Genomic DNA, 25,214 nt, shown 5'->3' with positions numbered 1-25,214 from the left:
TTATTTTATAAAAATAAAAAGCCGGCGCTTATGCACCGGCTTTTAGCTATGTACTAATGAATTAGTAATTAAGCCTGAACAGTTGAAAGCGCTGCATTGAATGTAGCACTTGGACGCATTACAGCGCTTACTTTCGCTGGGTCAACTGCATAGTAACCACCGATATCAGCTGGTTTACCTTGTACTTGAGCAAGCTCAGCAACGATCTTCTGTTCGTTTTCAGCTAATGCTTTTGCAAGTGGAGCAAATTTAGCTTTCAACTCAGCATCTTCGTCCTGTGCAGCAAGTGCTTCTGCCCAGTAAAGTGACAAGTAGAAGTGACTGCCACGGTTGTCAAGTTCGCCTGTACGACGTGATGGAGACTTGTCATTGTCAAGCAATTTACCAGTCGCTTCATCAAGTGTCTTCGCAAGTAACTTCGCACGAGCATTATTTTCTTTAATACCCATTTCTTCTAGAGAAACTGCAAGCGCAAGGAACTCACCAAGCGAATCCCAACGTAAGTGATTTTCTTCAACAAGTTGTTGTACATGTTTAGGTGCTGAACCACCCGCACCAGTTTCGTACATGCCACCACCCGCCATAAGCGGAACGATAGACAACATTTTCGCAGAAGTACCAAGTTCCATAATTGGGAACAAGTCAGTTAAGTAGTCGCGTAAGATGTTACCGGTTACAGAAATTGTATCGAGGCCACGAACTACACGCTCAAGTGTGTAACGCATTGCTCGTACTTGAGACATGATCTGGATATCGAGACCAGTCGTATCGTGATCTTTTAAGTACTTCTGTACTTTCTTGATCAATTCATTTTCGTGTGGACGATATGGGTCAAGCCAGAAGATCGCAGGCATGCCTGAGTTACGTGCACGAGTTACTGCAAGTTTTACCCAGTCACGAATCGGAGCGTCTTTCACCTGACACATACGCCAGATATCGCCTTCTTCAACATTTTGAGTCAATAACACTTCACCAGTGTCAAGATCAGTAATGTTTGCAATACCTGCTTCAGGAATTTCAAAAGTCTTGTCGTGAGAACCGTATTCTTCAGCTTTTTGAGCCATCAAACCAACGTTTGGTACTGTACCCATTGTTTTTGGATCAAAGTTACCATGCCATTTACAGAAATTGATCATTTCTTGGTAAATACGGGCAAATGTTGATTCTGGCATTACTGCTTTAGCATCGTATTGCTTACCATCAGCACCCCACATTTTACCACCAGCACGGATCATTGCAGGCATAGAAGCATCTACGATGATGTCATTAGGTGAATGGAAGTTAGTGATACCTTTTGCTGAGTCAACCATCGCAAGTGCAGGACGGTGTTCTTGGCAAGCATGTAAATCTTCAATGATTTCTTCACGTAATGAGGTTGGTAGAGTTTCGATTTTCTCGTATAACCCAGCCATACCGTTATTTACGTTAATACCTAATTCGTCAAACAACTTACCGTGTTTTTCGAAAGCTTCTTTATAGTAGATTTTCACACAGTGACCGAAAACGATCGGGTGTGAAACTTTCATCATTGTCGCTTTTACGTGTAATGAGAATAAAATTCCTGCTTCGCGGCAGTCATCAAGTTGTTTCTCGTAGAAGTCGCAAAGCGCTTTTTTGCTCATAAACATTGAGTCAATGATTTCGCCTTCTTGAAGCGCAACTTTTGGCTTAAGAACAATGCTCTTACCACTGTTTGTGATAAGTTCCATTTTTACATTGCGTGGACGGTCAAGTGTCATTGACTTTTCACCGTGGTAGAAGTCACCTTCTTCCATGTGTGAAACGTGAGTTTGCGACCATTGTTTCCACTCGCTCATTGAGTGAGGGTGTTTCTTAGCGTAATTTTTAACGGCAGCAGGAGCACGACGGTCAGAGTTACCTTCACGAAGAACAGGGTTTACTGCTGAACCTAGGCATTTGCCATAACGAGCTTTGATTGTTTTTTCTTCTTCAGTCGCTGGGTTTTCCGGATAGTCAGGAATTGCATAACCTTTAGATTGAAGTTCTTTAATACATGCTGTCAATTGCGCAACAGAGGCACTAATATTTGGGAGTTTGATAATGTTAGTATCTGGATCTTGTGTAAGACGACCTAGCTCAGCAAGGTTGTCGGATACCTTTTGCTCTTCACTTAGGTAGTCAGCGAATTCTGCGAGCACACGTGCAGCTACAGAGATGTCACTTTTAACAATCTCGATACCAGCTGGCTTAGTAAAGGTCTCAATGATCGGCAGTAGCGAATAAGTCGCCAATAATGGCGCCTCGTCAGTCAGTGTGTAAATGATGGTTGACTTTTCACCAGCCATATATAGCCCCTTCCGTTGAATTGAGTTTTGAGGACCGAGCTTTTGGCCCAGTGCCTACGAACCGATATGCTTAAATAAAACCCTGAGAGTATCGGCTCTCATTGGCTTTCAGTCAACGAAATATCCAGTGATAACGACATTTCGCAGCGAAATAATACATAATTTAAATCTATCGATAATAATCTTATACCTAACTTATGGTAATAAATGTGCTTTTACCAACTTTTTAGGTATAGAACAGTCTTAAATTACATGAGATATCTTTCAGAGTTCTGACAATTATTATACTTTTCATTCAAAACAAACTCAAAGATAAAGACTCTTTCTATGTTTTGAAGTTAGGAAAAAACAAAAACCGATGCACGAAACATCGGTTTTTTATAAATTAATTAACGGTTATTTAGGCTTTTAACCATTTGTCAGCTTTGCTTTGATCTTCAATAATAAGTTCAACTTCAGTTAAGTTTATGCTGTCACTTGTAACTTCAAACGACAATAACTCATCACGGCGGAAAGCCAAGACTGAGTAATTACCCTTTTGTTTAGCATATTTCTCAATAAGTTTTGTGGTCGCTTTTAGTCCATCAATTGCAATAATGACATCATTAGCAGAAATACCCGCTTTAGCACCAGCTCCCTCACGGTGAGCATTTTGTACTAACACACCTTCAGGCTTATCAGCTAGCTTTAAACCATAAGCTAAAGTCTTATCATTTTTAAGCGTATAACTTAAACCAAACTCAGGGAATAACTGATCGAGTGGTAACTCTTCAGTAGTATTAATCAAATGATTGATTTGCTCTAACCAACTATCGCCTGTTAGCTCTTCACATAAATCAAAAATTGTACGCTCATTAACCTGAACACCGTTTTGCGTGTTTTCATACAATCGACGCATTAAGGCATCAAGGCTAGAACCACGTAAACGTAAGCCTAAGTCCAGACATAAGGCAACTAATGCACCTTTGTTATAATAGCTCGTGCCTGCATTATTCGAATTTTCATCTTGACGATAAAATTTAATCCAAGCATCAAAACTTGATTCTGCTACTGTTTGAACAAAACGTCCCGGGTTTTGCAAATAGCGATCAATCTGTGACTTCAACAAATCTAAATAAGACTTTTGGGAAATCACGCCACTACGTAATAAAATTAAATCATCGTAATACGAAGTAAACCCTTCAAAAATCCACAGTAGCGAGGTATAGCCTTCTTGATGCAGATTGTAGTTCGCAAAATTTTCTGGACGGATAAACTTTACTAACCAAGAATGAAAATATTCATGACTGCATAGACCTAAGAAACGTTGATAATCTTTCGAAGGTTCAGTGGGTTCATTCGATTTCGGTAAATCATCTCGTGGAGTAATCAGACTTGTGCTATTGCAATGCTCTAGCCCACCATAACTATTCCCTGTTGCCATGGTCATGAAGGTATAGTTTTTAAACGGTGCCGAACCAAACAGATCAATTTCGGCTGCACAAATTTTTTCAATATCCGTTTTTAAACGATCAACATTCGTAGCGTGAGTACCTGAAATCACAAACTCATGTTCAATTCCATGCGTTTCGAAGCTAAAACGCGTTTGATCAGCTAATTCAAATGGACTATCAATGAGTTGATCATAATGATCAGCTTTTAAAGTAAAACGTCCTTTTACTAAACTTTTTGAAGCTAATCCTGTTGCTAATTGAAAGTGTTTTAATTCATCCGGCAAAAAGATTTCTAATTCACATGCAGATTGTTCTTGGCCTTCTAAGCCTAAACACACACAGGCAGGGTTAATATATAAACGCGTTTGATCTACATAAGCACCACGTACTGATAAATCATATGCATAAACATCATATTCAACAGTAATTAACTCATGATCGGTGTTAAATAAACGCCAGCGATTTTTTTCAGTCTTTTTAATATTGAGCATGCGTCCAGCTTCATCATAGGCCTTTACTGCCTCGATGTGCTTAGAAAACTCTCGAATGAGATAACTGCCCGGAATCCACGTTGGTAACCATAGTTCCTGATTTGGATTCGCTAAAAAGCGAATTGTCACGTGAACAAGGTGTTGTTTGTAATCATCGAACTCAATTTGATAATGCAACATAAATTCTTCAATTTAAAAATAAGAACGGTTTCACATTAGATTATCACTTTTTTGTATCGACTTGCGTAGATGTATTTTTTGGCAACAATTCACACTAGCCTTCTACAAAAAAAAGGCATAGCATGCTGGGCATCTGTGTTCCGTATTTGCCAGTAAACGTCAAGGTCACCTAGTGAAATTCTTCCTATCTGTTTTTACGCTGTTTAGTATTTTCTGTACTACTCTTACCAATGCTGCTCTACTTAATATTGCTCCTGAAAGTGTTGAAGCCGCTGCATGGACAATTGTAGATACCCAATCTGGTCAAATTATTGCTGAGCATAATAGTCATGTACAACGTGCGCCAGCATCTTTAACCAAAATGATGGTGGCCTATATTGCATTAAAAGAGATTAAGGCTGGAAAGTTAAAACTGAACGAAGTCATTACTGCAACACCAGTCGTAAGCGTGGTGCAGTGGGATGAATCACAAATGTACCTCAAAGCGGGCGAGCAAATTTCAGTTGATCAGCTCTTGGCTGGTTTAATTGTTATGTCTGCAAATGATGCAGCTGTGACTTTGGCTGAAAAAATTTCTGGTGATGTGCCTCATTTCGTACAACGTATGAATCAAGAAGCACAAGCACTGGGTATGAAAGACACGCACTTTAGTAACCCTGCTGGTATTACAATGCCGGATCATTACACGACAGCTCATGATTTGAGCTTATTAAGTCAGGCAGTGATTCACCAAACCCCTGAATATTTACATTATTCGAAAATGCCGAGCTTTAGCTACAATCAACGTTTTCACCATGCGACGAACCTTGCGCTCAAATATGATCCATCTGTAGATGGCTTAAAAACTGGCTATACCAAAGCAGCAGGTTATAACTTGGCTCTAACAGCTTCACGCCCTTCATTTTCACCGAACTTACCGCAAAGACGTTTACTGGTAATTGTCTTAGGTACCCCAAGTGCTGTGAAACGTGCTGAAATTGCAGATAAATTAATGAATCTTGCTTATGCTTATACACGTGATGAAGTGGTTATTCCTGAGCAAAAATTAATTGCTGAATTGCCTGTTATTAAATCAACTTTAAAAATGTTTAAAGTAGAAACTAAGCAGCCAACCATTGTTACGACTTCTTTATATGCTGAGCCAACACCAATTGATTTAAATACGTTTGATTATGCTACACAGCGTATTCAAGTTCTTGATAGCAATCAACAACCTAAAATTATTGCTCCACTTGAAACAACTCAAACACGTGTAAATATTCAGTTAAATGAACAAAAGTTAACAGCACCGTTAATGAAAGCGATGAATTTGGCAACAGTTTCAATTTATCAAAACAACCAGCTCATTCGCAGTCTTCAAATTGAAAATGATGTACACATTGAAGAAGCGAATATTTTCCAAAGAATTATGATGTGGTTCTCAAGCCTATTCTCAATCTTTTCATCAAGTGAGCACAGTGCAGCAAAACTCTACCCTATAGATTCGCACTAAAAACATCAAATTGTGCACAGATGCACAATAAATTTTATAAAAAAAAGATGGCATAATTCAGCCATCTTTTTTTTATAGAAAAATAATTAGGTGATAAAAATGACCCAAAACTTACATCATATTGTTATTGTCGGTGGTGGCGCTGGTGGTTTAGAACTCGCCACGCAACTTGGTGAAACTTTTGGGAAAAATGGTAAAGCCAAAATTACATTGGTTGACCAAAATTTAACTCATATCTGGAAACCATTACTTCATGAAATTGCGGCGGGTTCTTTAAATCCTCACGAAGAGCAAACCAATTATTTTGCCCATGCAGAGAAACACCACTATGAATTTGTGTTGGGAACATTAACAGCAGTAAATAAAGATAAGAAAATAATTGATTTAATTCCCCCTCAAGTCTCTAAAGAACAAAACACCCATATTCAACAACTCAGTTACGATACGCTGGTTTTAGCGCTTGGTTCAGTATCAAATGATTTCAATACACCCGGTGTTCGTGAAAACTGCCATTTCCTCGATAGCCGTAAACAGGCGGATATTTTCCAGCAAGATCTTTTACATTTATATATCGAAGCGCAAAATCAACCCGATCAACGTACATTAAATATTGGAATTATTGGTGCGGGGGCAACAGGTGTCGAACTTGCGGCTGAACTGATTGAAACGACCAAAAACTTTTATCGCTATGGTTTGAAAAAGATCCATCCGAATCAAGTCAAAATTACACTCATTGAGGCATCAGAACGCATTCTCCCTGCCCTAAGTGAAAAAACAGCTGAACATAGCGCAAAACAGCTTCAAAAAATGGGTGTTGAAATTTTAACTAAACACCGTGTTGAAAAAATTGATGAACACCATATCTATTTTAGTAATGGTAACCAGCTCAACAGTGATATTACGGTATGGGCAGCTGGGGTAAAAGCACCAAAAGTACTTGAAAGTCTTAGTGATTTCGAACGTGACAATATTAACCGCTTAATGGTCTATGCAACGCTGCAGACCTATTCCGATTCTAATGTATTTGCATTTGGTGATTGTGCCCATTGCCAACTTGATGCAAGACACCCGCCTCTCGGACCACGCGCTCAAGTTGCTAGTCAACAAGCAAGCTTTTTAGTCGATGCTATGGCTGCTAGGCTAAATGGCCGATCACAACCGATGTTTACTTTTAATGACAAAGGTTCACTTGTGTCTTTAAGTCGTAATAAAGCGGTTGGAGAATTACTGGGGGATGTCAGTGTCCAAGGATATATTGCTAAAACGATGTATGTATCTTTATACCGTTTACATCAAGCAACAATTCACGGATACACTCAAGCTGGACTACTCACAATGAAAGATTTACTTACAAGACGAGTACGACCAAAAATTAAGCTGTATTGAGTTGAATTTTTTAAGTTCATCCCTATTTAGATAAAAACGCATTAGAAAAAGTGTTAAAGATTGAGATTTTGTAGTCTACAAAATTTATTTTTCACTTTATGATGTACGCTTTAATTGATTGAATGGATCAAAAACATGACTGCAATTGCAAATAACCACGTGGTTTCATTCCACTATAAATTAACAAACGCTGAGGGTGAAACACTTGATCAATCTCAAGGTGAACCACTTGCCTATTTGCATGGCGCAGGCAACATCATTCCTGGTTTAGAAAATGCATTAACTGGTAAGACTGTTGGTGATAAATTCACTGTTAACGTACCAGCTGCTGAAGGTTATGGCGAATATAACCCAGACCTAGTACAAGAAGTTCCTGCTCAAATGTTCCAAGGCGTTGATAACATTCAACCAGGTATGCAATTCCAAGCTCAAACAGATGACGGCGTTCAAATCGTTACTGTTAAAGCTGTTGAAGGCGACAACGTTATCGTTGATGCAAACTTCCCACTTGCTGGTCAAGATTTAACTTTTGAAGTTGAAATCGTAGAAATCCGTGAAGCTTCTCAAGAAGAATTAGATCACGGTCACGTACACGGTGCAGGTGGTCATCACCACTAAGTCTTCTTTTAGAAGATAATAAAAAGCAAAGCTTCGGCTTTGCTTTTTTTATGTCTTTAATTTATATAATATTCATAGAGTTAATTTATTTTTAGGGACTTGCATGTCAAATGCTTATCAGCTCATTTGGTTTCGTCAAGATTTGCGTATACATGATCATGCAGCTTTGTGGCACGCCAGCCAGCAAGGACCTTCACTGGGTTTAGTCATCTTATCGCCAGAGCAATGGAAACAACACGCCGATGCTCCAATAAAAATAAGTTTTTATTTACGACAACTCAGAACGCTTCAGAAAGAGTTAGCAGCACTGCATATTCCACTAGTTATTCAAGTCATTCCCTATTGGAAAGAGATCGCAAACTTTATTTCTGATTTCAGCAAGAAATATAATATTGAAAACGTGTATGCCAATATCGAAATAGGCGTAAATGAATTAAAAAGAGATAAAAATGTACAAGACTATTTAAATCGGCATGGCAAAGAACTATTTTTATTCCATGACCGTACTATTTTTCCTTTACGTTCAATCCGTAAGCAATCACAACAACCATATCAAGTATTTAGTGCATTCAAAAAAGCTTGTTATACAAAGCTCGACACAAGCGGTTTACCTCAATGTTATCCAGTCCCTAATAAACAAAATGAAGTACCACTAGATTTTTTACAGGGGAAAAATATTGATTTAGACGAAATTGAAAAGCTATTTTGCTCATTTCTCTCAAAAGAACAGCAAGATTTATGGCCTGTTGGCGAGCAATACGCATTAGAACAATTAGATCAATTTATTGAAGAATCGGTTTGTCACTATAAAGTCGAGCGCGATTTTCCTCATATACAAGCTACAAGTAAGCTTTCGCCTTATTTAAATATTGGTATTTTATCTATTCGACAGTGTTTACAAGCACTCTTTCGTAATCAACATGGCAACTTTCACTTAGTCAATGAGGGCCAACAAACATGGTTAGACGAACTTCTTTGGAGAGAGTTCTACCAACATATTTTATTTGATTTTCCGCATGTTTCTAAACACATCCCATTTAAAAAAGATACTCAGAAGATTAAATGGAACCATAATCCAGAACATTTAACCGCATGGCAAACGGGTCAAACCGGTATTCCTATTGTTGATGCTGGGATGCGACAACTTTTACAAACAGGCTGGATGCATAATCGAGTACGTATGATTACGGCCATGTTTTTATGTAAAAATCTTTTGATTGATTGGCGCATTGGTGAACAATGGTTTATGCAACATTTAATTGATGGTGACCTCGCCGCAAATAATGGCGGTTGGCAATGGTGTGCCTCAACAGGAACAGATGCCGTACCTTATTTTCGGATTTTCAACCCAATTGCTCAATCAAAGAAGTTTGATCCGGAGGGTGAATATATTCGCCAATGGGTGAAAGAATTGGCTCATTTGGACAATAAAACGATTCATGAACCCTACTCAAGCAAAACCGATCTTGGTTTAAATTATCCAAAACCCATAGTAGATTTAAAAGAAACACGCCTTAAAGCAATTGAAACTTTCAAGAATATTTAGATAACAATTGAGTCTGCTCTGTTTATTTTTGATGAAAAATTAATAACAAGGTTTGACTATACAGTGGCTTTAATCTACAAATAAACATAATAGATACCTAAAAAGGACAGAAACAACAACTACTTCGCAAATCAACACCTTTCATTATAAAAGTATAAAAAAATTAACATTACAAAAAAGGTAGCATAGGCCACATGCAACAAAAACACCCCGGTAGAACACTCATCTTATGGATTATCGCAGCTCATCTATTTATGGGAATGGTTGCATATGAGTGGCTGCCTGTGAGTTTTAGAGGAAGTTGGATTTTTATTCTTCTTCTTTTAATTTCAGGTGCTTTTTTAGAAGTCGGTTTGTCTTTAATTGTAGGTTTAGTCGCTTTTATTGGGGTTGCCGTATACTTTTTACTCGACTTAGGCGCACAAACACATATTGAACGTCAGTTACTTTTACTATTCATTATTCCCCTAATTCCGCTCTTTCTAAGTGCTGTACGCCACAATATTGAAATTAATGTACAGAAATACCGTGATATTCAAAGCTATGACCGAAATTATCGCCGCGATATTTTCCCGCTCAGTGCTTTAAAATACTTTCAGCGTAGTTTTTTTAAATTACTTGATCACCACAATGTACAAGATTATGAAGTATTCGAAATTCGAATTCTTAATCGCAGTCTAATTAAAGAAATGTTAGGCGATGATGTCTGGAAAACAACTCAAAATGAAATGATTAAAATTTTAAGCCAGCATGAACCCAACGAGATTGTTTTCCAGTTTGCAGATGATGATCTGGAAAATATTTACAGTATTATGATTCGCCAGCAGAAAACAGAAGAAGACCCTGTATTCTTAAAAAAATTAAAAGAAATTACGACCTTGCGTCTTGAGGTGGAATACAAAATTGTTCCTCTTCCACCTGAGGAGATGAGCTAATGTCTAATCTTCTTAATATTTGTGGAATTGTAATCGCCTCTAGCCAATATCCAGATGCCACATTACAACAATTCTATCGACAATATTATCATTGCGAAATTAAAGCTGAGCAAATAAAAGCCGAGGTTCAAAGTCCTAGTGATCTTTCCATGTTTTTCCCTTACCAAGATACATGGTGGCCTGTCTTTACGATTGATCAGATTAGCTCTGAAAGTTTCCAAAAGTTTATCCATAACGGAATTAGACCCGGCATTATCTTGCCAGACGAAGTATTCGGTTTTCCTCACTATTTCTTGTTAAAAGAAGCAGTAAGCCAAGGTGCTATTCCTATTGTGCTTTTTAAAACTGAACAACCTCAATATTTTGCCGCAAAAGCAACTTTTTCGACCGCTATTGGTTTACGCCCAATGGCTGCTTTTGTGAGTACGGGATGGGATGAAAATTTAATTTCTCAACCAGCAGGTAGTTATATTATCCAGCTAAATTCAGCAAATTTACCATTACCCTCAAGAGAAGTCAGACAAGGCCCACATTTATTTTACTCGGCCAAGGGTTTTAACGGTCATGTTTCAGGTTATGAAATTATCATTAATCCCCCTGCCGATTTACCTCTATCTAATATTCGATATCCTCAACTCGGCATTTCTTGGAACTTTAATAATATTGATTATGAGAGTACTCCTGAACATGTAAGTACGAATCTTATAGGTTATATATTTATTATTTTAAGTATTGTTGTTGTTCCACTTGACCTGATTTTAACAACGACGTATCCGGATCTACTCGGTACATTTGGTAGCTATATTTCATGGATCTCCTTAGTGGTCGGGGCAATTTTATTATTGCTGCTCATCTCTTCTATTATTAGGAGGGTCCGTAAAAATGGCTCCAATTGATATCCTGTTTTTATTTGGCTTTTTAGGTATTTGGATTCCTCAAGCATTTTGGGCATGGTTAAGCTATCAAGCGTGGAAGTATTCCAAAACGGCTGAAAAAGAGCTGCAAAACTTACCAATACCAGAAAGATGGCCAGTCTTAAGTGTTTTGATCCCTGCTTATAATGAAGGCGTTGTGATTGAGGACACTTTGCATGCCATTGCTCAACAGGACTATCCGGCAGAGTCTTATGAAGTCTTACTGATCAATGATGGCTCCAAAGACAACACCCTCGAAATCGCAGAAAACCTCGCAAAAATTTATCCTTGCATAAAAATTGTCAATGTACCCAAAGGTATGGGTGGTAAAGGTAAATCAAGAACGCTTAATAATGGCCTTCCCCATGCCAAAGGTGAGTTAATTGTTGTTTACGACGCCGATAGTACCCCTGAACCCGATTGCGTCCGATTACTTGCCCAAACCTTGTTAGCCGATAAAAAGCTAGTCGCGGTAAATGGCAAAGTCAGAACCCGTAACTGGCAGGATAGTATTTTGACTCGTTTTATTGCGATTGAATTCATCTTTTTCCAATGGATCTTTCAAGGTGGACGCTGGCAACGTTTTGAACTATCAACATTAATGGGAACAAATTATGTCATCTGGCGCGATGCTCTAGAGACTTTGGGCGGTTTTGATGAAAAATCACTAGTCGATGATACAGAAATGAGTTTCCGAATTTTTATCGGACAAAAACGAATTAAATGGGTTCCCTATGCAATTGGTTGGCAACAGGACCCTCCTTCGTTAAGCGTATTCGTTAAACAGCGCTCACGCTGGACTCAAGGTAATTTTTATGTGACACGCAAATATTTACCCGTAGCACTGAGAACCCCATTCCCAATCGGAATTGAAATTCTAAATAACATTATGTGCTATATCCTTTTTGTACCGGCTTTATTCTGGAGTCATATTACCTTAACGCTTGGCTTACTTGATATTGCAGGTATTTCAGTTCCTGGTCCATTTACACTACTGTGGGGACTCTCATTTTGTCTCTATGTAGCACAAATGTGGTTTACGCTTTCTTTAGAAAAAGTTAAACCAGAACTCTATTTTTATTCTGTCTTATCTTACGTAAGTTACTCACAAATCTTCTTATTTATTGTGTTTAAAGCCGCATTCGACATGCTAAAAAATAAAATACAGGGCAACTCCCTTCAATGGTACAAAACGGAACGTAGCAAGGAGAAAAAATAAATGAAAAAGACTTTTGATCTTTACCAAACAGCTCAAGTGCTCCTTGCCAGCACCAGTTTTTTGCTTGCCATGTCTACTCATGCTTATACATGGAAACTCGACGATATTAGTACCTCGACTAAATATACAGTCGAGCCTCACTTTTTCTATATTGGAAAAGGTGCTGAATGGCAAAACATTCAGTTTTCGAGTGACTACTCAACTGAAAATGACACAACAGTACTCGTCAAATATGACGATAAGCTCATTTATAACACTACGCTTAATGGTGATGGCCAATTCAAATTTAATATTCCTGCTAGTCAGAGTGGTTTTCACCGTTTAGATTTTATTATTCAACAATATGCAAAACCAACGACGCTTAACCAAACAAAAGAAACATTCTGTACAGAAGATATTGATCACTTAACTTATTTGAGTAATTCCCAACTCGACTTTACGCCTATTCGAAATGAGTACCGTTTAAAAGATCTACCGGACGCTTTATTTAACCCTCAGGCTAGACGACCTACACCTTTTGTCGGGATCTTAAAATATAACCGTAAAGAAATTACCGAAGCCTCTATGTTGGGCCGATTAGTAAGTTCGTGGAGCTCCGTAACGCCAATTGAATGGGTTGATTCAGGCCAAACCAATCTAAATCCTGAAACGAACTTTATTATTGAAGTGATTCGTTCGGCAAGCCCACTCAAAGGAGGAGCCTTAGTACAAATTGCTAAACCGGCTGAAGGTGTACCGACGCTATCTATTACTTATCACACTCCACAAGAGCTTACCGCTGTCATTAACGGGCTAATTAATCCAACTTATGTGCAACAGCTTGATACGGGTAGCGCTATTTTTCCAACTACAATCTCAGCACCAGCTTGGGCGCAATTTAAAAAAATTGATACGCTTGCAGATCTAGGTATTCAGGATTTTCGACTAAATCATGCCGAAAAGAATTTATTTCTTGATTTTCCGGCAGTATGGCAACCTACTGATATTCTGCAAGGGCAAATCGCACTTCGTATTCAAAGTGGACTATTACAAGGTTCAAATATTACAGCATGGATTGATGGAGGACTTGCAGGAAGTATGAAAACGGCGGATCTCGCATCCGACCCTGTAAACCGACAGTTCAACATCTTTGCCAAGGAAATTTCAAATACAACCAACTTTAGCTTGAAACTTGAAAACTCGGTTATTGCCAATTCTCAATGTTTACCCAATGCTCACGGCTCACTCTGGGTTGATACCGCCAAATCAACGGTCAAACTTCCCCATAAACTTAAAAATGGTGTTGCCGCTCTTTCAATGACCTTAGCCACCAAGCCAACGATCGCAATTGATGACCAATCTGGGGCATTAAATATTGCCATTATTTTAGGACAAGTCGCTAAAAACATGCTGCTGACACAAGCACCAATGCCAGTGAACCTAGTACGCTTTTCTCCAACCTCTCCACAAGCAGTGAATGTGAGAGTGAACAAAGAAATTTATCAGCAACAAGTCTTAATGCATCAAAATATTATTTATGCACCCGCAGCAGCGAATGGCTTTATCGTAAGTTATAACAATAACCGCTTCGATGTAATTACAGACTCTGAAAACGGTGCACAAACCTTTATGCATTTATGGGGAAAAATACAGCATAAAATCCCAAATAATGTGACTAAAATGCTGGTTTCTGAAAACGGCAATATTTATGTTCTTCAAAAATTAATTGTGGGTAATCAAAAAGCGCCATTAGTTCAGCAATCATCATTCTTTTTATTAGTTGTGATTATCTCTGCAATTATGATAATAGTGATCTTCTTGTGGTATTGGTTACGACGTAATAATGAAAAAACAGATACCAATTAAAATAACTGCTTTTATTATTTTAATTATATGTAGTGTGGTGGGTTATGCGGGGTTGTTCAAAAATCATGGGCAACCTCCCATTATTGAGGGTATCTTCTGGCAACCTGACAATGATACTACTCCTCCTAAAGGAAACTGGCATTACTTAGGAATAAATACTTTTGTTCCCCAATGGTCAGTCGTTGAATCTAAATCTTGGTGGAAAAACTCCACCCTCCCTCAATGGGAAAAAGCCATTGATTTACAAAAAATTAAACAGCAACCTTGGGCTAAAAATCTTATATTGGGGTTAGCAGGTGAATATAATGAACACGAAGCGCGTGCTAATGTCGTTGCTTTGGGAGAAAAATCTGCACAAATTATTCAAGAACAAAATGATGCATCTTTAAAAGGCTATTATTTTCCAGTAGAAGCCGACCCAACATGGCTAAGAGTAAGTACCTTAGGACATGTTTTGGAAAAATTACCCTCACCTATTTGGGTTAGTGTTTATAGTGGTGAAAGTGAACCCGAAAACTACGATTTATGGGTTAAAAGCTGGCTTCCTCAACAAGCAGGCGTTTTTTTCCAAGATGGTGTAGGTGTCGGAGTAAGAACTCCCGAACAAGCTAGACGTATTTTAGATCAACTTGAACAGACACTTGGAAAAGATAAAACGGTTATTGTTTTAGAAGCATTTCGAACTAAGAAAAATGGGCAATTTCGTGCAGCCTATCCTTGGGAAATTATCTCTCAAATTAAGGCGTATGAAGGGAAAAAAATTTATATTTTTGATGGCCCCCACTATATGGGCCGATGGTCCGTTTATATTGTAGGCCTATGGTATCGACTCGTTTATGGCAGCACACCCGCCACCATAAACGAACCCAAAAACTCAAAATAAATGATCTCTAGTTATAAGTTCTGGCAATTTCATCTAATATTCGCTGGGCAGCACGTCCATCACCAAACGGATTTTCAACATGAGCCATTTTTTGGTAATGCTGCGAATCCGTTAAAAGTTTCTCAGCCTCTTCAATAATTCTCTGCTGATTTGTTCCAACCAATACTCCTGCTCCCACCTCTACCACTTCCGGGCGTTCAGTCGTATCTCTTAAAATTAAGACAGGCTTATTAAATGATGGGCTTTCTTCTTGTAAACCACCAGAGTCCGTTAAAATAAAGGTGGAGCGGTCGATAACGGCCAATAAACTCGGATAATCGAGTGGCTTCACAAGATGAATTTGAGCATGATTTTTAAATTTATCGTGCACTACATTATGTACAGCAGGATTTAAATGTACAGGCCAAATAAAATGTAAATCAGGATGCTGTTTTGCTAAATACTCAACAGCATTACAAATATTCTGAATTCCTTCGCCAAAATTCTCACGGCGGTGAGCAGTTATAAGTACAACTTTATCGTTTTGTTTTAATTCAATTCCGTAAGGCTCAAGTTGATTTTTCAAACCCGTCTTTTCAGCTATGAGTTTCCTTCCTAAATGCACAGCATCGACTACCGTATTTCCTGTCACTGTAATCAATGAAGGTGGAATCTGCTCATTTAACAAGTTACGCTTTGATTGTTCTGTAGGGGCAAAATGCCATTTGGTAATACGAGAAACTAACTGGCGGTTACCTTCTTCAGGAAATGGATGATCTAAATCATAAGAACGTAAACCCGCTTCGACATGGGCAACAGGAATCTTCATTGAAAATGCAACTAGCCCAGCAGCTAACACGGTTGTAGTATCACCTTGAATAACAATTGCATCTCTTTTTTGACCATCTGTATAGATATTTTCAAGTTGCGTTAAGCCATGAATTAGAAGCTGATTTAGGCTTTGTCCAGCCTTCATAATTTTAAGGCGATGATCAATTTCAACCTCAAAGAAATCTATCGCATCTCGAACTAATTCATCATGTTGTCCTGTAAAAATAACTTCTACCTGAAATCGTGCATCTTGTTTTGCTAATAAAATTACCGGAGCCAACTTTATGAGCTCTGGACGAGTACCAAATACAATTGAAATAAAAATTTTCTTCATTATTAGAAATCCTTATAAAAAACAAGTTCTACACGAGTATTGTTGTAATGATCTTTTGTATTAACCGGTACGTCTTTAAAATAATTGCCATATAGACGTTCAACCCGTAGTTTTATCGGTTGATAATTAAAAGGCTGCCATGAAATGCCTGGGCCATATTCAAATAAATTATTGTAATATTCATCTTCGCTATCCGCTAAGCCATGCAATTTCACATAAGCCTGTACAGTCCCACTCTCACCCTTATAGAGATTTAAACCTGTGCGTAAGCGTAAATCCCCAATAACGTTATAGTCCTCTCTCGAATAAGTCGCGACATTGCCGTATAAGTCAGTAAAATAATTATCTAAACAAAGTGAATGATCACAGTTTGTTTGTGAATACCATTCTTGATAACCCGTTACACCGCCCACAACACTCTCACGAAACCGCTTTCTATTTCTATCAATCAAGTCATAACTTCCACCAACTTCGACATAGGCTCGTACAGGAATGGAAGTCCACGGTTGATAATTTGCCCCCACCCCTAAAGTGGCTGCATTTTCATCAATAATTTCAGGTCGGACTCCACCTTGCGATTGAGTATCGCGGTTTAAATTAAGAAAGCCATATACTTGGGCTCGCCCATTATCGATGTTTTTGCCATACCTCATTTTTAAAGGAAAAATAACATCGTCATAACGTGACTCATAAGACGGTGCAAAATAAATATCTCTAAAATATGGTTTAACTTCTCCCCCACTTAAATTTTTAACTGCCTGAGTTGCTTTAGCAGCAATTTCAGGGTCTGAAGAGGAACTTAACTCTTTAAATAAAACCAATGCTTCACGATCTTTTTTCTGCTGATTCAGCAAATAAGCTTCTTGTAATTTTAAGGTGTCATCTTGAGGAGCTAAATTTCTTGCTTGTCTTAAGCTTTGTAAAGCTTCTTCCCTTTTTTCAAGCCGAATCTGTAAATAAGTAAGACTTTTCCAGACTTTAATATCGGTTGGTGTCAGTTTACTAAGCTCAACTAATATTTTTTCTGCTTCTTGCGGTTGAGACTGTTCAATTTTATAAAATCTATCCCATTTATCATAAATAGGGTTACCGGGCTTATATGCAGGGTCGACTTGCTCTTGTGCATAAACTGAGCTTATACCGATCATTCCCAAAGAAGAGATCACTGCTCCCATCAGTAATATTGAATGTGTTATAGAGTTTATTGTTTTGATATTTTTCATTTTCACCTCTACAGTAAATTAGACTTATTAGGGAGGGCAAGTCTTTGGAATGATCAATAAATATTATAATTAAAAATAATAAGTTACATCGTTAAGTTAGGTTAAGGATGTTTTAAAATAATTGTTTAATCTCCATTTTTATTATTGATCTATTCTGTCTTATCCCTAAATTTCCTATAATAATGACATATTTTTTGACCAATAAATTGTAAAATTTCATAGCATTTATAAAACATTTATAAGGAAAAACACATGGCTTTTCCACATCATACAGAGCATCATGCCATTCAACGCTCAGGTTGGCTAAGAGCCTCAGTATTAGGCGCTAATGATGGCATTATTTCAGTGACTAGCTTAATTATGGGAATGGCTGCAAGTGGGGCAAGCTCACATACTCTATTTATCACTTGTGTTGCTGGACTCATTTCAGGCGCAACCTCAATGGCTGCCGGAGAATATATTTCGGTTAAATCTCAAGAAGATATTGAAAAATCAGATTTAGCTATTGAGGCAAAAGAATTAAAAAAATACCCTCAAAAAGAATTGGATGAATTAACTCAAATCTATATTTCTAGGGGACTTTCAAAAGAACTAGCAAAGGAGGTAGCTATTCAGCTTACAACTCATGATGCTTTGGGTGCACATGCCCGAGATGAAATCGGTATTCATGAAAATACGGCGGCAAACCCAATTCAAGCAGCACTCTCCTCAGCAGCTTCATTTTCATTTGGGGCATTTTTCCCCATGCTTGCCATTTTGTTTAGCCCAGAGCATTTAATTATGCCAAGTGTCCTTATTACAGGTATCGCGGCATTAGCAATTTTAGGTGCCCTTTCGAGTTATTTTGCAGGCACGTCTAAAATCAAAGGTAGTTTACGTATTACCTTATGGGGTATTTTAGCGATGGCTTTTTCAAGCTGGATTGGTTCCTTATTTAATGTCACTCCTTTATAAGAGAGTTTTTTAAATAAGACTCTTAATATTTAAAAATTAAATAGCCAATATTATTTGCTCTTCATTCTATTTTCACGTTATGGTGAAGAGAAAGAATTGAGGTGAATAAAATGAGCCTATTACAACAACTTGCAATCAAACATCCAATTTTTCTGGCTCCAATGGCGGGCGTCTCTACTCCTGAATTAGCAGCCGAGGTTTCAAATCAAGGAGGCCTTGGATCATTAGGCTTAGGAGCAAACACACCGCAAAGTGCACGTGAACAAATTTTAAAAACTCAAGCGCTCACGGAAAACCCATTTCAAGTTAATTTTTTCTGTCATCAATCGACTGAGCTTAATGTAGAAAAAGCAAAACAATGGCTTGAGTACCTACGTCCTCATTTTGAAAAATTCGGTGCTCAACCGCCCCAAGAACTGCACTGTATCTATCCAAGTTTTTTAGACAATGATGATTTTTTAAATATTGTTTTAGAAACTAAGCCAAAAGCAGTAAGTTTTCACTTTGGTATTCCGCATCCGCATCAAATTAAAGCTTTAAAAGAGGCTGGTATTTTGACTATGGTTTCGGCAACTAATTTGATCGAAGCTCAAGCTATTGAGGCAGCGGGCATCGATATTATTATTGCCCAAGGGATTGAGGCAGGCGGACATAGAGGGATTTTCAACCAGACTTTTGATGGGGCAATTAAAACTAGTGACTTGGTTCAACTGATTGTGCAGCACTGCACACTTCCGGTTGTAGCCGCAGGTGGCATAATGACTGGCTTACAAGCCAAACATATGTTGGGCTTAGGCGCAGCCGCAGTCCAATTAGGGACAGCATTTGTTCAATGCCAAACTTCAAATGCTTCTGCCGAATATCGCAAAGCCCTATTTAGTAAACCTGTAACACAGATTAGTGCTAGTCTTTCTGGACGCCCTGCTCGGGGGATACTCAACCATTGGCATACAAAAATTGATTCACCTACTCGCCCTGTACAACCCGAATATCCTTATACCTATGATTTAGCAAAGCAACTAAATGCTCTTGCAAGCAAACACCAAGATTACGGTTTTGGTGCTTTTTGGGCAGGAAGTAACGTTGCACAAATACGTGAACTTGAAGCACCTGATCTGGTTAATCAACTGGTCGTTGAAATGCTAGACAATGAATAGATAAAAATTCCAAGCAACCAGTCTCTATACTGGTTGCTTTATTTTAGTGAGTATCTAATAAATTAACCTGTTCAACCTGAACATCACTCATCAAATTACCTTCAGCGAGCAATTGATTAAAATAACTCTCAACAACTAAAGCTTGTTCAGCAGTCGTTTCAACTTTATACATATTTTGTCGAAACTCATTACTTGAGCGTAAACCTTTGGTGTACCAAGCAATATGCTTACGGGCAATACGACAACCAGAGTATTCACCATAAAACTGATATAACTCAGTCAAATGCCCTAAAAGCACTTCTTTAACTTCTTCAATATTCGGAGCAGCAAGGTGTTCACCAGTTTTTAAGTAATGGGCAATTTCACGAAAAATCCACGGTCGACCTTGTGCAGCCCGCCCAATCATAATTGCATCTGCCCCAGTATAGTCCAGTACATATTTTGCTTTCTCAGGACTATCAATATCACCATTAGCAATCACAGGAATATGGATTAATTCTTTAACATGCTTAATCAATTCATAACGGGCGGTATTTAAATACATATCTTCACGCGTACGGCCGTGTAGTGCTAATGCAGCGATGCCAGCCTCTTCGGCACGCTTAGCCACCCGTAGAATATTCTCTTGGCCATTTAAAAATCCCAAACGGGTTTTTAAAGTTACCGGAACATCAACTGCTGCAACGACTGCATCTAATATTCGAGCTACCAAATCTTCATCTTGTAATAATGCTGAACCCGCTAATTTATTACATACTTTCTTTGCAGGACATCCCATATTGATATCAACAATTTGCGCGCCATTTGCGACTTGGTAACGAGCCGCTTCAGCCAACTGTACTGGATCAGAACCTGCAATCTGTGCAGAAATTGGAGCTAACTCTCCATCAAAATTAGCACGATAAAGACTTTTTTTAGTCATACGTAAAGTCTTGTCAGCAGTCATCATTTCACTGACTGCATGACCCGCACCAAAATACTTGCACAGCGTTCTAAATGGACGGTCAGTTACACCGGCCATAGGGGCAACAATTAAATTATTTGACAGTTGATAGGGACCAATATACATATATATTCATACAATTGATGATCGGCATAGTATACTTCATCCGCTTGATCAGCTCATCTTTTTATGCAGGTGCCCTCCTCTCCATGAACAAACCGTTGTCTTCCCGTTTTTTATTTAAATCATTCGGTATGGTTGCCGTATGCATGAGTTTAGCTGCTTGTGGAGATAAAGCCTGGTGGTCAAATAATGATGAGCCTGAATTAGAAAGCCAGCAAATCAAACGTCTCATCCCATCTCGTGTGCATGACCGTGAGTCATGGGCTAAAGATATTGATGACATTATGAAAGACTTAGATATTCCTAAAACCAAACAAAATGTCTGTAGTATTGTGGCGGTCGTTGATCAGGAATCCAATTTTGTCGCCAATCCTCAAGTGCCAGGATTAGGACAAAAAGCGGTTGAGGAAGTCAGTACACGTTTAAATGAAAAATTTGAAGATAAGCTTGGCAAAACCATTGGTGGAACAATTGCAGGTTACTTTGAAGAAGTACTAAGAACCCAACCCTCTCCTGACAATAACTATATGAGTCAGATGCGTAAAGTTAAAACCGAGAAAGACCTTGATTTACTTTACCGAGAAATTTTCGATTTTATGGCCAAACACTATCACGTGAGTGCTTTAACTGGCGCAGCTAAATTAGTTGGACAAGATATTGGCGAAAAAATGAATCCGATCACTACACTGGGTTCAATGCAAGTTCATATTAACTATGCTAAAGCAAACAAACGCTCGAGTATGAATACTGCTGCACTACGTGATGACTTATATACCGAGTATGGCGGCCTTTATTATGGAATTCACCGTTTAATGGTTTATCCGGCAGATTATGATAAAGCCATTTATCGTTTTGCAGATTACAACTCTGGTATGTACTCTAGTCGTAATGCAGCTTTTCAAAAAATGCTAAAAGAACTCACCGACAAGGATATAAGTCTTGATGGCGATCTACTCCTTTACACAAAAGATGGTGATCCACGCGCAACTCAAAGCGAGTCAGAAAAAGAACTAATTACCGTATTTGCTAGTAATAATGTTTTAGTTACACCAAGACAGATTCGTGATGATCTAAAATTAGAAAAAGAGAAAAAGTTTGAGAGTACTCAAACTTATATTGCACTGACTAAACTTTATAAATCAAAAACTGGCAAAGAGCCGCTCTATGCAATTATGCCGCAAGTGGTGATTTCTGGGCCTAAACTAAGTCGTGACTATAATACTAATTGGTATGCAACCCGCGTAAACGGACGATATGAAACATGTATGCAACGAGCGAAACGAATAAGACTATAAAAAATCTCGCCCTGTTCGATTTTGATGGAACCTTGTGCAGTAAAGACAGTTTTACAGGGTTCATCTTTTATGCGTTGTCTAAACGCCATATTGTGAAGCAAGGCTTGAAAATCCTGCCATGGATTCAAGCCTATTATCTTAACTTTTATCCAGCCCATGCGATGCGTGCTAAGCTATTTCGTAGCATGTTCAGAAATACTCCTGCAATTGAATTGCAAAGACTAGGCGAAGAATACGCACAAGAACTCGTCTCTGCACTTTCACCTGAAATTTTTGCACAATTACAGCAACACCAGCTATTAGGTGATCAGGTGGTATTAGTTTCTGCCTCTATTGATATCTATCTTGCTCCACTTTGCAAATTATTAGGTATCGAATTAATTTGTACAGAGACTCAAATTAAAAATGGCATGATGACAGGTTACTACTCAACTCCGGATTGTAGTAGTGAGCAAAAGAAGTTAAGAATACGTGAGCAATATTCTCTAAAGCACTATCAGCGAATCTATGCGTATGGAAATAGCTCAGAAGATTTAGACATGCTTAGTCTTGCTACACATCCTTTTATGGTCGGTGAAGATCGAATCTTGCCCTCATTAACCCCACAAAAAAAGCTCGCATGATGCGAGCTTTTTTAATTTAGAACAACTTAGTAAATTGCCATATGATCGCGATGAATCATTTCTAATGAACGGGCTTCACCAAGTACTTGGTAAACTTTGTCTGAAGAAAGACCTTTAATAATTTCAGCAGAACGAGAGCTAAAATTTACTCGCCCAACCGCAACACGTTTACCTTGTTTATCGACACATTCAACCACATCACCACGATCAAAATGTCCTTCAACAGTTTTTACCCCAACAGGCAATAAACTGCGATGTTTCAATTTAATCGCTTCAACTGCGCCATCATCAATTACAAGACGACCCGCTGTTTGTAAATGTGCAGCAAGCCATTGCTGATGCGCTGTCATACGGTCTTTATCAGTCGTAAACAATGTACCCAGCATCTCACCAGCCATCACTCGTGACAACACATTGTCGCTTTCACCACTAGCAATCAATGTCGGGCAACCTGACTTGGCAGCTAAACGTGCAGCACGAACTTTAGTGACCATGCCACCTCGTCCAAGCACACCGCCACCACCAGCCATTTCAAATAAAACATCATCCATGGCACGCACAGTTGATAATAACTTTGCATCAGGATTATGACGTGGGTCTGAATCAAACATACCTTGCTGATCTGTTAAAATAATTAATAAATCAGCATGTACTTGACCAGCAACCATAGCTGCGAGTGTATCGTTATCACCAAAACGAATCTCATCGGTAGATACAGTATCGTTTTCATTAATGACCGGAATAACACGCCAATCAATCAAGTTCTGCAATGCATCACATGAATTTAAGTAACGACGGCGGTCTGCCAAATCATCATGTGTTAACAATACCTGAGCAGTTCGGATACTATGATTTTCAAGCACACTAGACCAAGTATGAATTAGGCCCATCTGCCCAATTGCGGCGCATGCTTGAAGACTGGGTAGATCGGTGGGTCGACTCGCAAGCTTCATACGAACCATACCTTCTGCCACAGCTCCTGAAGACACTAAAATAATTTCGTGTCCAGCATTGTGTAAATCTGCAATCTGTTTCGCCCAATGCGAAATAGCGTCCAGATCTAGACCCTGCCCATTTGCCGTGAGTAAAGATGATCCGATTTTAACAACGATTCGTTTACACTCACTGAGCTTACGTTGCCCATCGACCACTTCTATCATGTTTTCCTCGGTTTTTTAATCACGAACGTAGATGCTTTCTACATCACCATCGTCTTCATCGTCATCGAAGTCATCATCATCGTCCATCATGCTTTCAAGGCGTTGTGCCTTACGCATAGCACGGTATGCTTCCTTCGCTGCAATGGTCTGTTCACGTGTTTCAGCTTCAAGCTGTTCACGGAATGCTCTTACTTCTGCTGCGTACTCAGGATCTTCAACTTCACGTTCACGTTGTTGTTCAATCTGATCCATGAGGTAATAAACAACTTCTTTGGTTCCTTCTTCGAGTAAACCCGAGGTCTTAAAGACAGGACCTGTCCATTGCAACTCATCTAGAATATGCTGACACCATTCTTCACGGCTTTCTTCAGCAATCTGATCAAGTTTATTGAGTACTAATACAATTGGTAACTTCGCCAAAGTAGGAGAAAACTTGGCAAGTTCATTCATAATTGCTTTAGCATTATGGGCCGGATCTGAACCATCAATTGGTTGTACATCAATAATGTGCAAAAGAATACGTGTACGTGCTAAATGCTTAAGGAAACGAATACCTAAACCCGCACCTTCTGCTGCACCCTCAATAAGTCCCGGAATATCTGCCATCACAAACGAGCGGTGACGGTCAGCATCTACTACACCTAGGTTAGGAACCATAGTGGTAAATGGATAATCTGCTACTTTTGGTTTCGCGGCACTTACTGCACGAATAAATGTTGATTTACCAGCATTTGGCATACCTAATAAGCCAACATCTGCCAATACTTTCAACTCAAGGCGAATTTCACGGAACTCACCTTTTGTACCTGTCGTACATTTACGTGGAGCACGGTTGGTTGATGATTTAAAGTGAGTATTTCCTAAACCACCTTCACCACCGCTTGCAACCATTACTCTTTGGCCGTCTTCTACCAGATCGCCAATAATATCGCCTGAATCTGTATCAACAATTGTTGTACCAACGGGTACTTTTAAAACCACATCTTCACCACCACGTCCGGTACAGTTAGCACCTGCACCGTTTTTACCACGCTCAGCGCGGAATTTACGGGTGTAACGGTAATCGACTAGGGTACTTGTATCATCATCTGCTTGAATATAGATACTTCCACCACGTCCGCCATCACCACCATCTGGGCCACCAAATGGTACAAATTTTTCACGGCGAAAACTGGCTACGCCATTGCCACCGTCGCCAGCCTCTACGGTAATGACTGCTTCATCAACAAAGCGCATTTGCCAATCCTCTAAAAACTCTAAAACCGCCTATTCTGCCATATTTTCAGAAAATTCTCGAATAGAAAATCGAGAGAATTCTACTTTCCTGCTGCTTATTTTATTTCT

The 25,214-nt window shown here is 38.8% G+C and carries 20 protein-coding genes; 13 read left to right on the top strand and 7 right to left on the bottom strand.

From position 1 onward, the window contains the following. Window positions 1-68: 68 nt before the first annotated feature. Window positions 69-2,306 (bottom strand): NADP-dependent isocitrate dehydrogenase, encoded by a 2,238-nt coding sequence (locus NQ782_RS10335; protein ID WP_000896678.1) that lies wholly within the window; start codon window positions 2,304-2,306, stop codon window positions 69-71. Between the two features lie 400 nt (window positions 2,307-2,706). Continuing rightward, window positions 2,707-4,410, bottom strand: coding sequence for a M61 family metallopeptidase (locus NQ782_RS10330; protein WP_000903512.1), 1,704 nt, complete (start codon window positions 4,408-4,410; stop codon window positions 2,707-2,709). A 172-nt stretch (window positions 4,411-4,582) separates the two neighbouring features. Here NQ782_RS10330 and NQ782_RS10325 point away from each other — a divergent pair, with 172 nt between their 5' ends. The 9 genes from NQ782_RS10325 to NQ782_RS10285 all read left to right on the top strand — a co-directional run bounded on the left by NQ782_RS10325 (window position 4,583) and on the right by NQ782_RS10285 (window position 15,248). Next, window positions 4,583-5,902: a D-alanyl-D-alanine carboxypeptidase PBP6B gene (locus NQ782_RS10325; protein ID WP_057093863.1), complete on the top strand. Its 1,320-nt coding sequence runs from the start codon at window positions 4,583-4,585 to the stop codon at window positions 5,900-5,902. Window positions 5,903-6,001: 99 nt separating this feature from the next. After that, window positions 6,002-7,288 carry an NAD(P)/FAD-dependent oxidoreductase gene (locus tag NQ782_RS10320; RefSeq protein ID WP_057093865.1) on the top strand — a complete coding sequence of 429 codons (1,287 nt, stop codon included), beginning with the start codon at window positions 6,002-6,004 and terminating at the stop codon, window positions 7,286-7,288. Window positions 7,289-7,423: 135 nt separating this feature from the next. Further along, entirely contained in the window at window positions 7,424-7,906 is a 483-nt protein-coding gene (locus NQ782_RS10315) for a peptidylprolyl isomerase (protein WP_000123995.1), read from the top strand. Window positions 7,907-8,009: 103 nt separating this feature from the next. Further along, window positions 8,010-9,452, top strand: a complete 1,443-nt coding sequence (locus NQ782_RS10310; RefSeq protein ID WP_057093867.1) for a deoxyribodipyrimidine photo-lyase — start codon at window positions 8,010-8,012, stop codon at window positions 9,450-9,452. A 194-nt stretch (window positions 9,453-9,646) separates the two neighbouring features. Then, on the top strand, window positions 9,647-10,387 hold the full coding sequence (locus NQ782_RS10305; RefSeq protein WP_001186261.1) for a hypothetical protein: 741 nt from the start codon (window positions 9,647-9,649) through the stop codon (window positions 10,385-10,387). Continuing rightward, a complete protein-coding gene (locus NQ782_RS10300) occupies window positions 10,387-11,283 on the top strand; it encodes a hypothetical protein (RefSeq protein WP_057093870.1) in 897 nt (298 codons plus the stop codon). Before NQ782_RS10305 ends, NQ782_RS10300 begins: the two co-directional genes overlap by 1 nt. Further along, window positions 11,270-12,520 carry a glycosyltransferase gene (locus NQ782_RS10295; protein ID WP_000035257.1) on the top strand — a complete coding sequence of 417 codons (1,251 nt, stop codon included), beginning with the start codon at window positions 11,270-11,272 and terminating at the stop codon, window positions 12,518-12,520. The genes NQ782_RS10300 and NQ782_RS10295 overlap by 14 nt, the downstream gene beginning before the upstream one ends. Further along, a complete protein-coding gene (locus NQ782_RS10290) occupies window positions 12,521-14,365 on the top strand; it encodes a hypothetical protein (protein WP_057093871.1) in 1,845 nt (614 codons plus the stop codon). Continuing rightward, window positions 14,343-15,248: a hypothetical protein gene (locus tag NQ782_RS10285; protein ID WP_000744231.1), complete on the top strand. Its 906-nt coding sequence runs from the start codon at window positions 14,343-14,345 to the stop codon at window positions 15,246-15,248. Before NQ782_RS10290 ends, NQ782_RS10285 begins: the two co-directional genes overlap by 23 nt. A 7-nt stretch (window positions 15,249-15,255) precedes the next feature. Here NQ782_RS10285 and wecB read toward each other — a convergent pair whose 3' ends face one another. After that, a complete protein-coding gene (wecB, locus tag NQ782_RS10280; protein ID WP_000718046.1) occupies window positions 15,256-16,392 on the bottom strand; it encodes a non-hydrolyzing UDP-N-acetylglucosamine 2-epimerase in 1,137 nt (378 codons plus the stop codon). Between the two features lie 2 nt (window positions 16,393-16,394). Further along, on the bottom strand, window positions 16,395-17,615 hold the full coding sequence (locus NQ782_RS10275; protein WP_031946807.1) for a M48 family metallopeptidase: 1,221 nt from the start codon (window positions 17,613-17,615) through the stop codon (window positions 16,395-16,397). 252 nt (window positions 17,616-17,867) lie between these two features. Between NQ782_RS10275 and NQ782_RS10270 the strand changes: the two genes are divergently transcribed. Together NQ782_RS10270 and NQ782_RS10265 are read left to right on the top strand one after the other, a co-directional pair. Continuing rightward, window positions 17,868-18,569 carry a VIT family protein gene (locus NQ782_RS10270; protein WP_000885360.1) on the top strand — a complete coding sequence of 234 codons (702 nt, stop codon included), beginning with the start codon at window positions 17,868-17,870 and terminating at the stop codon, window positions 18,567-18,569. Between the two features lie 110 nt (window positions 18,570-18,679). Next, window positions 18,680-19,726: a nitronate monooxygenase family protein gene (locus tag NQ782_RS10265; protein WP_000055192.1), complete on the top strand. Its 1,047-nt coding sequence runs from the start codon at window positions 18,680-18,682 to the stop codon at window positions 19,724-19,726. Between the two features lie 43 nt (window positions 19,727-19,769). On the opposite strand, the gene dusB is transcribed toward NQ782_RS10265, so the two are convergent. Beyond that, entirely contained in the window at window positions 19,770-20,795 is a 1,026-nt protein-coding gene (dusB, locus tag NQ782_RS10260) for a tRNA dihydrouridine synthase DusB (RefSeq protein ID WP_057094434.1), read from the bottom strand. Between the two features lie 83 nt (window positions 20,796-20,878). Here dusB and NQ782_RS10255 point away from each other — a divergent pair, with 83 nt between their 5' ends. Together NQ782_RS10255 and NQ782_RS10250 are read left to right on the top strand one after the other, a co-directional pair. Then, window positions 20,879-22,087, top strand: coding sequence for a DUF1615 domain-containing protein (locus NQ782_RS10255; RefSeq protein ID WP_001039857.1), 1,209 nt, complete (start codon window positions 20,879-20,881; stop codon window positions 22,085-22,087). Further along, window positions 22,054-22,710 carry an HAD-IB family hydrolase gene (locus NQ782_RS10250; RefSeq protein WP_057094432.1) on the top strand — a complete coding sequence of 219 codons (657 nt, stop codon included), beginning with the start codon at window positions 22,054-22,056 and terminating at the stop codon, window positions 22,708-22,710. Before NQ782_RS10255 ends, NQ782_RS10250 begins: the two co-directional genes overlap by 34 nt. 26 nt (window positions 22,711-22,736) lie before the next feature. Here NQ782_RS10250 and proB read toward each other — a convergent pair whose 3' ends face one another. Next, a complete protein-coding gene (gene proB / locus NQ782_RS10245; protein ID WP_000573844.1) occupies window positions 22,737-23,870 on the bottom strand; it encodes a glutamate 5-kinase in 1,134 nt (377 codons plus the stop codon). Window positions 23,871-23,885: 15 nt separating this feature from the next. Beyond that, window positions 23,886-25,106 (bottom strand): Obg family GTPase CgtA, encoded by a 1,221-nt coding sequence (cgtA, locus tag NQ782_RS10240; protein ID WP_001212949.1) that lies wholly within the window; start codon window positions 25,104-25,106, stop codon window positions 23,886-23,888. Window positions 25,107-25,214: the final 108 nt, after the last annotated feature.

It is taken from the genome of Acinetobacter sp. BD54 (genome assembly GCF_044778325.1).
Classification (GTDB): domain Bacteria; phylum Pseudomonadota; class Gammaproteobacteria; order Pseudomonadales; family Moraxellaceae; genus Acinetobacter; species Acinetobacter baumannii.
The sequence above is the reverse complement of the archived record's forward strand: the minus strand, read 5'-3'. Positions and strand labels throughout refer to the sequence as shown.